This window comes from Chryseobacterium contaminans (genome assembly GCF_001684955.1).
Taxonomy (GTDB): Bacteria; Bacteroidota; Bacteroidia; order Flavobacteriales; family Weeksellaceae; genus Chryseobacterium; species Chryseobacterium contaminans.
This window is the reverse complement of the sequence record NZ_MAYF01000179.1, coordinates 1-11,109: the sequence shown is the minus strand read 5'-3', so window position 1 is coordinate 11,109 and position 11,109 is coordinate 1. Positions and strand designations below refer to the sequence as shown.

The 11,109-nt window shown below is 34.9% G+C and carries 10 protein-coding genes; 9 read left to right on the top strand and 1 reads right to left on the bottom strand.

Annotated elements, in window-relative coordinates; genetic code table 11:
* The 5 genes from BBH99_RS10980 to BBH99_RS10960 all read left to right on the top strand — a co-directional run bounded on the left by BBH99_RS10980 (position 1) and on the right by BBH99_RS10960 (position 5,547).
* Positions 1 to 1,035, top strand: a complete 1,035-nt coding sequence (locus tag BBH99_RS10980) for a hypothetical protein (RefSeq protein ID WP_066695469.1) — start codon at positions 1 to 3, stop codon at positions 1,033 to 1,035.
* Entirely contained in the window at positions 1,032 to 1,997 is a 966-nt protein-coding gene (locus tag BBH99_RS10975) for a glycosyltransferase (protein WP_066695467.1), read from the top strand. The genes BBH99_RS10980 and BBH99_RS10975 overlap by 4 nt, the downstream gene beginning before the upstream one ends.
* Complete coding sequence (locus BBH99_RS10970) at positions 1,994 to 2,821, top strand: glycosyltransferase family 2 protein (RefSeq protein WP_066695465.1); 828 nt, start codon at positions 1,994 to 1,996, stop codon at positions 2,819 to 2,821. The genes BBH99_RS10975 and BBH99_RS10970 overlap by 4 nt, the downstream gene beginning before the upstream one ends.
* A gap of 211 nt (positions 2,822 to 3,032) precedes the next feature.
* Entirely contained in the window at positions 3,033 to 4,541 is a 1,509-nt protein-coding gene (gene gltX, locus BBH99_RS10965) for a glutamate--tRNA ligase (protein ID WP_066695463.1), read from the top strand.
* A gap of 49 nt (positions 4,542 to 4,590) precedes the next feature.
* Positions 4,591 to 5,547 carry an acetyl-CoA carboxylase carboxyltransferase subunit alpha gene (locus BBH99_RS10960; RefSeq protein WP_066695461.1) on the top strand — a complete coding sequence of 319 codons (957 nt, stop codon included), beginning with the start codon at positions 4,591 to 4,593 and terminating at the stop codon, positions 5,545 to 5,547.
* Positions 5,548 to 5,624: 77 nt separating this feature from the next.
* Here BBH99_RS10960 and BBH99_RS10955 read toward each other — a convergent pair whose 3' ends face one another.
* Positions 5,625 to 6,389, bottom strand: a complete 765-nt coding sequence (locus BBH99_RS10955; protein ID WP_066695459.1) for a DUF6759 domain-containing protein — start codon at positions 6,387 to 6,389, stop codon at positions 5,625 to 5,627.
* A 143-nt stretch (positions 6,390 to 6,532) separates the two neighbouring features.
* Here BBH99_RS10955 and tsf point away from each other — a divergent pair, with 143 nt between their 5' ends.
* From tsf to BBH99_RS10940, 4 genes are all read left to right on the top strand, one after another.
* Positions 6,533 to 7,357, top strand: coding sequence for a translation elongation factor Ts (tsf, locus tag BBH99_RS10950; RefSeq protein ID WP_066695457.1), 825 nt, complete (start codon positions 6,533 to 6,535; stop codon positions 7,355 to 7,357).
* A gap of 218 nt (positions 7,358 to 7,575) precedes the next feature.
* A complete protein-coding gene (locus tag BBH99_RS22400) occupies positions 7,576 to 7,740 on the top strand; it encodes a hypothetical protein (protein WP_165601920.1) in 165 nt (54 codons plus the stop codon).
* 150 nt (positions 7,741 to 7,890) lie between these two features.
* Complete coding sequence (locus BBH99_RS10945) at positions 7,891 to 10,734, top strand: T9SS type B sorting domain-containing protein (RefSeq protein WP_066695455.1); 2,844 nt, start codon at positions 7,891 to 7,893, stop codon at positions 10,732 to 10,734.
* Between the two features lie 113 nt (positions 10,735 to 10,847).
* Positions 10,848 to 11,109: hypothetical protein (locus tag BBH99_RS10940; protein ID WP_131799216.1), on the top strand; the 262-nt coding region annotated here is incomplete at its 3' end.

Sequence of the window (11,109 nt, the reverse complement as noted above, 5' to 3'; positions counted from 1 at the left end):
ATGAAAAAAAAAATAGCTTTATTAATTCCTCATCACTTTAATTTATACGAGACTATTGTAAAAAATCTAGAGTTAAATAATTATAACGTAGAATTATTAATTTTAACGGATAAAGATTTCAAATATAAAAACATTGGAGAAAAACTATCAAATTTCATACAAAAGACTTTTTTAAAGAATAAAAATTTTAAATCTCAGCTAAGAGTAAGAAGACACTCGGAACAGCTTTTAGAAGAATTGAACCATATAAAAGAGCCTTTCGACTATACTCTTGTCATTCGGCCTGATTATTTCAGTAAAGAATCGCTTACTCTTCTGAAACAAAAAACCAAGGTCTTTACAGCCTATCAATGGGACGGCTTCCAAAGATATCCCGGAATTGTTGACTATATCAAACTTTTTGATCGTTTTTTTGTATTTGATAAGGATGATTATTTCCAGTATAGAGATCAATACTCCAATCTGTTTCCTATCACTAATTTTTATTTAGACCACTACAAAAAGTCTCACGAAAACTCCAAAGACGAAGTTTTTTTCCTGGGAAGCTATTTAGAGAACAGGATTGATGAAATAATTTCTATTGCATCTTACTTTGAAGAGCAAAAAGTAGGAAGCAATATTCAGATAGTATATACAAGGAGCAGCATTCCTGAGAAACTAGCTAATTCTCCTGTAAAAATCAGAACTCATATTCTCAAATATGCTGAGATGATCTATGAGATTCAAAAATATAATTACTTGCTGGAATTCCATAATACTAGCATACATAATGGATTATCCTTCAGAGTATTTGAAGCATTGTGCTTTAAAAAGAAACTTATTACCAACAACCCAGAAGTAAAAAATTACGATTTTTATCATCCGAATAATATTTTGGTTTGGGAGGGACAGAACTATGAGGACATTATTCCTTTTTTAGAGAAAGAGTACGTAGAAGTTGCACCAGATATCTATAAAAAATACGCTTTCAGTAATTGGATCCGTTATGTATTTAATGACCAGCCCTATCAACCTATAAACTTTAAAGAAAATTGAAAACATCTGTTGCTCTTTGTACTTATAATGGTGAAAAATATTTAAAGGAACAGCTAGATTCGATTATCAACCAAACCTATAAAATAGACGAAATTATAGTTTGTGATGACCAATCTACGGATAATACGCTTTCTATTTTGAAAGAGTATGATTCATTGTTTCCAAACCTATTTCAGATTTATGTAAATGAGCAAAATTTAAGGAGTGTAAAAAATTTTGAAAAAGCAATCTCTCTATGTAATAATGATATTATTTTTCTAAGCGATCAGGATGATCTGTGGCAGGAAAATAAAGTAGAAAGAATTGTTTCTTATTTCAAAAACAATCCTGAAACTAACGTTATTTCAACCAACGGATGCTGTCTGCTCAATAATGAGGTAGATTGCAGCAGGATTTCTGTTTGGGATATCCCCAATCTATTGAATGAGGAAAAGTTGAAATACAGTTATTTTGAAATCATCAGTTCAATTACCAACATTGCAACAGGAGCCACCATGGCTATAAGGAAAAATTTTGTTCAGCAGTTTTCACCTATTCCTGTATATAAAGACTTCCACCATGATGAATGGATTGCATTGGTTTCATCTTACACCTCTTCTTTCTCTTTTTATAATGAGAAACTTACGTATTATAGGATTCACGGAGATCAGCAGGTAGGCCTAAATTTCTTTAAACTATCCATAGCCAATCTAAAGGCTTTAACGGCTGTTTACCGAAAATCTAAGTTCAGCGAGTATAAAAGGGCTATTAAAGTAACCATTAATAATTACAATAAGAAGAAAGCAATTCTTAAGAGCAATACTCTCAAAAAAGAATTTGTAGACATTTTAGAAAAAGGGCTTTCTGTGGATTTAGAAAACATTAATCAGCTCAAGAGAAAAAGCAAAAAGGAATTCCCTTTCCAATATTTTCTTTTAACAATAAGCAATATATTCACCAACAAACGCACCATAAACCAATGATAACAACATCCATAATTGTTCCTTGCTACAATCAGGAAAAATATTTGAGGGAAACACTGGACTCTGTATTGGCTCAAACTTCTCCAGACTGGGAATGTATCATTGTAAATGATGGTTCTACAGATAATTCTGAAAAAATCATTGATGAATATTGTCAAAAGGACTCCCGTTTTATTAAATTAAATCAACACAATCAGGGGCTTTCTGCCAGCAGAAATAATGGAATCAAACAGGCGAAAGGAACTTTTATTCTTCCTTTGGATGGTGATGATAAAATAGGAACACAATACCTTGAATTAGCAGAAAAAGAATTTGCAAAAACCCCGCAGCCTAAACTTGTGTACTGCAAAGCTGAGTTTTTTGGAGCTAAGAATGAATATTGGGATCTTCCGGAATACAATTACGAAAAGCTTTTATTTTTAAATCATATTTTCTGTTCTGCCATTTTCAAAAAAGAAGACTATCTGAAAACTTCCGGATATGATACAGATATGAAACTCGGATACGAAGACTGGGAATTTTGGGTTCAGCTTTTAAGAAAAGATGATATTGTTGTACAACTAGATTCTATCCAATTCTTTTACAGACAACGGGAAGACTCCATGGTAAAATCTTTGCACGAAAGTAAAGCCAAACGCCATCAGATGGAATGGCACATTTTCACTAAACATCGCGATATCTATGGTCAAATGCTGAATTCTGATATGTCTCTGGCTGAAATAGAGCATGTATTTCAGCTTCGCCAAACCCTGAAAAAAATAAAAAAAACCATCACCTATAAAACCATTTATAAGGTGGAACGTGCTATAAGATCTCTTTTTTAAAGAAAATTAAAATACTTACATCACAAACAGTATATGAAATTTCATGTACTGTTTTTTTATCATCAGAATCTGCTTTTATGAAGATTCATTTATTCAGGTAGAGTCTTCAATAAATTCACGAAAAAAATTTAAGATTAAAAGGACAACAATCAGTTATAATTGTATTACAACCGTATAATTTTAAGTAAATTTGCAAAAATTTTAATTGAAAATGGAGAAAGTAAGAGTACGTTTTGCTCCAAGTCCTACAGGACCTTTACATTTGGGAGGCGTAAGAACCGCATTATATGATTACCTTTTTGCAAAAAATCAAGGGGGTGAATTTGTATTGAGAATTGAAGATACAGATACCGCAAGATATGTAGAAGGAGCTGAAGAATACATTGAAGAAGCTTTAGAATGGTGTGGAATTATCCCGGATGAAAGTCCTAAGAAAGGAGGAAAATTTGCCCCTTACAGACAATCTGAAAGAAGAGATATCTACGACAGATATACCGCACAGATCTTAAAAACAGATTATGCGTATATTGCTTTTGATACTGCGGAAGAGCTGGATGCCGTTCGTGCAGAATACGAAGCAAGAGGTGAGGTTTTCTCTTATGATAATAAGACCAGAAACCGTTTAAGAAACAGTCTTGCTCTTTCTGAAGAGGAAGTTCAGAAATTACTGGATGAAAAAACACCTTATGTGGTAAGATTCAAAATGCCTGTAGACAGAGTTTTGAACCTTGAAGATATCATCCGCGGAAAATTCTCTGTAAATACCAATACTTTAGATGACAAAGTTTTGGTAAAAAATGACGGAATGCCAACCTATCACTTCGCCAACATTATTGATGACCATGAAATGGAAATTTCTCACGTGATCCGTGGTGAAGAATGGTTACCATCCCTTGGACTACACACTTTATTGTACGAAGCAATGCAGTGGGAAGCACCACAGTTTGCACACCTTTCTTTAATTTTAAAGCCTGAAGGAAAAGGAAAATTAAGCAAAAGAGATGGTGATAAATTCGGATTCCCTGTATTCCCTCTTGATTTTAAAGATCCTGCAACGGGAATTGTTTCCAAAGGATATAGAGAAAACGGTTACCTTCCTGATGCTTTCATCAATATGGTTGCTTTATTAGGATGGTCACCAGCTGATGATAAAGAAATTCTTCCTTTAGACGATATGATTAAGGAGTTTGACCTTCATAAAGTACACAAAGCAGGAGCTAGATTCAGCAAAGAGAAAGCTGAATGGTTCAACCATCAGTATATCCAGATGAAATCAGATGAAGAGCTTCTTGCAATGCTTAAGAACTCTGATCTTGACCTTTCTAATGCTTCAGACGAAAAACTGTTAAAAGTAATTCCTTTGATGAAAGAAAGAGCTACTTTCCCGAAAGACATCTATGAAAATGGAAAATTCTTCTTTGAAGCTCCAACAGCTTACGATGAAAAAGCATCTAAAAAAGCATGGAATGACGAAACATCTGCTATTTTAGGAGAATTGGCTACCTTATTTGCATCTACAGACTTTGTAGCGGAAACATTAAAACAGACGATGCATGATTTCGCGGAAAATAAAGGCTTGGGAATGGGTAAAGTAATGATGCCGTTGCGTTTATCTTTAGTAGGAGAATTGAAAGGACCGGATGTTCCGGACATCCTGGAAATCATTGGAAAAGAGGAAAGTATCGCCAGAATAAGCAATGCTGTAAATAATTTTAAATAGAATTACCATAATTTTTCATACATTTGAAAGATTTAATTTACTTCAAGAAATGGAATATTTAAGTTTCGAACTTCCTATCAAAGAATTGATGGACCAATACCAGACGTGTTCTTTAGTAGGAGAAGAAAGTGGTGTTGATGTAAAATTAGCATGCAGCCAGATTGAGGATAAGATTTTAGAAAAGAAAAAAGAAATCTACGGGAATCTTACACCTTGGCAAAGAGTACAACTGTCCCGCCATCCGGATCGTCCCTATACTTTGGACTATATCCACGGAATGGCAGACAAAGGCAGTTTCTTAGAACTTCATGGAGACAGAAATTTCGCTGATGACCCGGCAATGATTGGAGGATTGATTACCCTTGATGGTCAGAGAGTAATGATCATCGGGACTCAAAAAGGAAGAACGACCAAGGAAAGACAGCACAGACGATTCGGGATGCCAAATCCTGAAGGATACAGAAAAGCTTTAAGATTAATGAAGCTTGCTGAGAAATTCAACATTCCTGTAGTAACTTTAGTGGATACACCGGGAGCTTATCCAGGATTAGAAGCTGAAGAAAGAGGACAAGGTGAAGCTATTGCAAGAAATATTTTTGAAATGGTACAGCTTAAAACTCCGATCTTCACTTACATCATTGGAGAAGGAGCCAGTGGTGGAGCATTAGGAATAGGTGTAGGTAATAAGGTATATATGTTAGAAAATACATGGTATACAGTAATTGCACCAGAAAGCTGCTCTTCTATCTTATGGAGAAACTGGGATCACAAGGAAGATGCTGCTAATGCATTAAACCTTACTCCGCAGGATGCCTTAAGAGAAAAGTTCATTGACGGAATTATTGAGGAACCGCTTGGAGGGGCTCACTACGATCAGGAGACCACTTATCTGAACTTGAAAAATTCTATTTTACAAAATATCAAAGCTTTCGCCAAATTTACAGGACAGGAGCTTGAAACCCAGAGACAGGATAAATTCATTGCGATGGGTCAGTTTAAAGGATAAAAATAAAAAAGGTTAAGAAAATATTTTCTTAACCTTTTTTTATTTAGTTTTCTTCTTTTTTCTTTTCATTATTTTCATTAATCAGCAATATTGAGAGCAATCTCCACATCCTGAGTAATTTTCTTTAGCGAAGAATATTTGGCGTCACATACCATTGTAGTCAATATATATTCTCCTTTATCAATCAAAATAAAGTTTTCTCCCTTGGCAGGAACACTTAAGTTATAATATTTTTTGCCACTTATCTTCACAATCAGATTACAGCTTGATCTGTTTTTAATATTAACATAAGCTTCATTCTTATTGATATCATTATTAAAAAGATGGGTAAGCATAGCTGCAGTTTTTTTATTGGATTCGCTGGGTTCGGATTTAACCGAAGTTCCTGCGCCTTTTGCCGTACCTGCTGAAGCATAAGTTGCCAGTCTTTCTTCTTTCAATGCATTGATAGCATCATTTATTTTATCTGTATTCTTAGTATTATTAACCGTAGAAGTTTTGTTAGCTGCTATTACTTTACCGCTGTTTAATTCATTATTCTTAACAATATTTTCAATCTTTTCTTTACTGATTGGTTTTATCGTAGGTTTTGCCTCAGGTGAATTATCTGCCATGATAATTTCCATCAGTCTTTTTTTAAAGAAGTCTGTTCGGGCATGCCCGGGGTTTTGCTTAATGAAGCCTGCAATCACTCTTGTTTCTTTTGAGGTTTCTGCTTCCTGCTCTGTGTAAATAATCACAGTTTCTTTTTCCACAACAGCCTTAGCTTTTGTTTTTTTCTTTTTTTGAGAAAAACCAAGGGAAAAAATGCATACAAAAAGGAGAAGGAAGATTTTTTTCATTAATCAAATCTTTAAAATAGTATTAAATATATTAATAACGTGAAAAGTCGTTTTTTAGTTTATCATTAAAATCATTATCTTTGCACTGCTTTAAAATTAAGCTAAAAATTAATACTAATCTTAAATAAAAAATAATAGATATTATGTCTTATACACCAGTTGCTGCAGACGTAGCTAAATTAAGAAACCAAACAGGTGCAGGTATGATGGACTGCAAAAAAGCTCTAGTTGAAGCTGAAGGAGACTTCGAAAAAGCGGTAGATATCCTTAGAAAAAAAGGACAAAAAGTTGCTGCTAACAGAGCTGACAGAGAATCTACTGAAGGAGCTGTTATCGCAAGAGTAAATGAAGATAACACTTTAGGTGCTATTATCTCTTTAAACTGTGAGACTGACTTCGTTGGTAAAAACGAAGCTTTCATCGAGTTAGCTTACGAATTAGCTGAAATGGCAATCTTCGCTGCTACTAAAGAAGAATTATTAGCTACAGATTTCCACGGAATGACTGTTGCTGAAAAATTAATTGAGCAGACAGGTGTTATCGGTGAAAAAATCGAAATCGGTACATTCGAAAGAATCGAAGGACCATTCCTAGGAGCTTACATCCACGCTGGAAACAAAATTGCTGCTATCACTTCTCTTTCTGCAAAAGTAGACGGAGCTGATGAAGTTGCTAAATCTGTTTCTATGCAAGCTGCTGCAATGAACCCAATCGCTCTTGACGAAACTAAAGTTTCTCAGGAAACTATCGACAAAGAATTAGAGATCGAAAGACACAAACTTACTGAAGAAGGTAAGCCTGCAAACATCATCGACAATATCTTGAAAGGTAAAATGCAGAGATTCTACAAAGACAACACTTTGGTACACCAGGATTTCATTAAAGATTCTAGTATCTCAGTTGCTGACTATGTAAAATCTGTAAACCCAGATCTAAAAGTAACAGGATTTATCAGAGTAAGCTTATAATCCAGCTTTTTAAAATATATAATCCCGGTGAATTTATCACCGGGATTTTTTTATGGGCTTTTAAATATTCAACAATTATAGAATAAACTCACTACTAACGAAACAGTACCTTTTATCAAAACAGCAATAATATGAATCCTGTAATGCTATCTATTCCAATACTATGATGATTACTTCTGCACCATACAGTCTGTTTAAATCTGTGTCAATAAGATTGTATGTTAAAAGTAATAAGAGATTTTTTACCAGTTACACAGAATCGGGCGAAATTTATTACTTCAAAAGGTTTAGCCGGTCTTGGAAAAACTTTCTTTGCAGGCGTGGCTCCCAATACAAATCAAATGGAAGAAGTCTTCCTACTGGAATCTACTGGTATATTATAAATATGGTTTGAGCCAGACACCCAATTACCAGTTTCGTATTCAGGATGACTTTTAATTAAAAATAGAGAATAATTTCAAACATTTATTTACATTTTATTAAAGGTATTTGATTTTTTATTTTAATTTTGTAGAAATCCTAATTCCATACACATGAAAAGATTTCTACTCAGTTTAGTATTAATTATTTTTACAATTAATACCCTTTTCGCACAAAGGGATACAGAACACTGGATTGCACCCTACTATGCAACCGTAACCGGCTATGATAATAAGTTGTATCTATCTACAGATTCTACAACCCCTTTTCCCGTACAAGTTTTCAACGATGATGATCTGATTGAAACTGTTACTATCTCCAAAGGGGACCCAAAAACAGTTAATATAGAAGCAAGCCTTATTTCTGCCAGTGGCATTACTGATGCATTTGTTGTGGGTACAAAAGGGCTCCACTTAAAGGCAGAAAAACCTTTTTATTGTAGTTTACGACTTGCACAATATTCTCATGGTGAAATTATTACCAGTAAAGGAAAGGCTGGTATTGGTAAGCTATTTTATGTTGCAACCAGTCCCAATACAAGAGGAGTAACAGAAGGCGGTACTGATAATTTTACAGCTGGGATTTTAGCTACAGAGGACAATACAAGTGTTACCGTATCCTGGAAGACTCCCGGATTAAAATTTATTAATGGGAATCCTCCTGCTCAAAGTCATTCTTTTGTTTTAAATAAGGGGCAATCCTTTATTTTTGCAGGAAATGTGGAAGGTGCGGCCAATAACAATAAAGGCTTTATTGGTGCAAAGATCGTTGCAAGCAAACCAGTAACCCTTACCAATGGTAGCTGTAATGGTAACTTTTCCACTCCAACAGGTAGCCCTACTCCTTCTCTAGATGGCTCCGATCCTATTCTTGATCAGTCTGTACCAGTAGACAGATTAGGAAATACATTCGCTATGGTAAAGACCAAATCAACCCAACCAGAATCCAATATGGAAGGAGGTCTTATCATTGCTACAGAGGACAATACTGAAGTATATATTAACGGAGCAACTACTCCTATTGCTACTTTAAATGAAGGAGGCTGGTATAGAATCAATGAGACCAGTTATTCACCTCAAGCCGGAGGAGCTCACTCCAATATGTTTATTTCCACTACCAAGAACGTATACCTTTATCAGTTTATTGGAGTTCTAGATAGTGATGCTACCAATGGTTTCAATTACATCCCACCATTGAACTGCTTCTTACCAAGAAGGATTGAAGAGATTGGGAAAACCAATGAGATGCCAGGTATTGCTACGAGTGATATTGTTGATAAATTAAAACTTAATATATTAACTGAAGTTGGAGCAACTGTATTAGTGAATGGAGTTCCACCTACTCCAGCCCAAGGGCCATATCCTTTAACAGGAAATGCTCAATGGGTAACTTATTCATTACAGAACTTCCCTGCTAACCTTACTATTACTTCTACAAAAGCAGTAACAGCCGGAATTAACGGAGGATATAGTACAGCAGGATATGGCGGATATTTTGCAGGGTTCTCATCTGTCCCTGTAATTGCTAAAAAATCGGGAGAATGTGCTCCCGGAATTGTTCTTCAAGTAGATGATACTTACGATACTTACCAATGGTTCCTTAACGATGTTGCTATTTCAGGTGCAAACGCTTATACATATTCACCTACACAACCTGGTTATTACACGGTAAAGGTAACAATGGGAGCATGTCAGTCACTTACAACACCTGTCTATAAAGTACTTAGCTGTTTAATGAAAACAACTAAAGAAGAGCCTGCTTGTTCTACTAAGATTATCACCCCAACATTTACCTCTTCTACCCAGACACCAGTAGTAAGTACCATAAAGATCCTTACACCTCCAACTAATGGAACTGCGGTTATCAACCCAGATGGTACTATTACCTATACACCGAAGCCTAATTTTGAAGGAACAGATGAAATTGTTTATACTTTCTGTGGAGACTCTGCAGACTTTATGGACTGCGAAGAAGTTACCCTGAAACTTAAAGTTGTACCTTTTATAGTGAAAGATGCTACAATTAAGGCATGCTGGTATGATGTAGCTCCTTATGCTTATTTTGACCTTACAAAAGCTAATGTTACCGACTATGGAAATGCAGTAAAAAAATATTACCGTACATTAAAAGATCTTACAGCCGGAATTAACGAAATTACTACACCGGAAAACTTCCCTTCAACAGGAGGATTTGTTTATGTAAAAGTTACTACCGAGCAAGGATGTTCTGCTACTGCTAAAGTTGAACTGATTCCACTTCCTATTAAGAAATCACCTATCCTTGTAGACAAGTATATCTGTATTGATGATAAAACAGATCTGGAAGCTGGATCTGGATATGATTCTTATCAATGGAGTACTGGAGCAACTACTTCAGGAATCAGAGGTGTAGGCGTAGGTGAATACAGCGTAATTCTTGAGAAAAACGGATGCTTCATTACACAGGTAGTAAGAATAAGAAAAGCAGTGGATCCTGTTATTCAACAAATCGAAATTAACAATACGACTGCTACAGTAATTGTTGCTGGTGGTAAAGCCCCTTACAAATATTCTGTAGATGGAACCACAAACTGGCAAGACTCTAATTCTTTCACAGGATTAAGCAGAGGACAGCATAAATTCTATGTAAAAGATGCTTACAACTGTACTCCTATTTCAGCAGAAGTTACAGTTCCTAATCTATTGAATGCCATCACTCCGAACGGAGATAACATCAATGATTATATTGATTACAGTGATCTTGCTTATAAAGATAACCTTAGCTTTGTAGTGTATGACAGATATGGAAATATGATATTTACCGGAAATAAATTCAACAATTACAAGTGGGATGGAAGACATTTCGATAAAAAGCTTGTAACTGGTACATATTGGTATCACGTTTCCTGGAACGAGTCTAACAAAGAAAAAACTGAGATAAAATATACTGGCTGGATTATGGTAAAAAACAGAGAATAATTATCCAGATAAATAACTTTAAAAACCACGATTTTAAAATCGTGGTTTTTTTATTGCTTTTTCAATACTTCAATACTTTTTATTATTAAATTTGTGATAAATACCATCACTGAATGAAGAAAATTCTATCTTTTTTATTTATATTTTATATATTCACCTCTACCTTTGCCCAATTAGACAGAGAACATTGGTTTGCTCCCATGATAGATAGATCAGGAGCTCCCTCTCCTTATCAGAAACTCTATCTGTCTACCAGCCGAACAACCCCGTTTCCGGTAAATATCTATAACAATAACGTTCTGATTGGAACGGTAAACATCAGTAAGAATAATCCCCAGAAATTTGATGTTTTAAGAGATTACATCATCACCACCC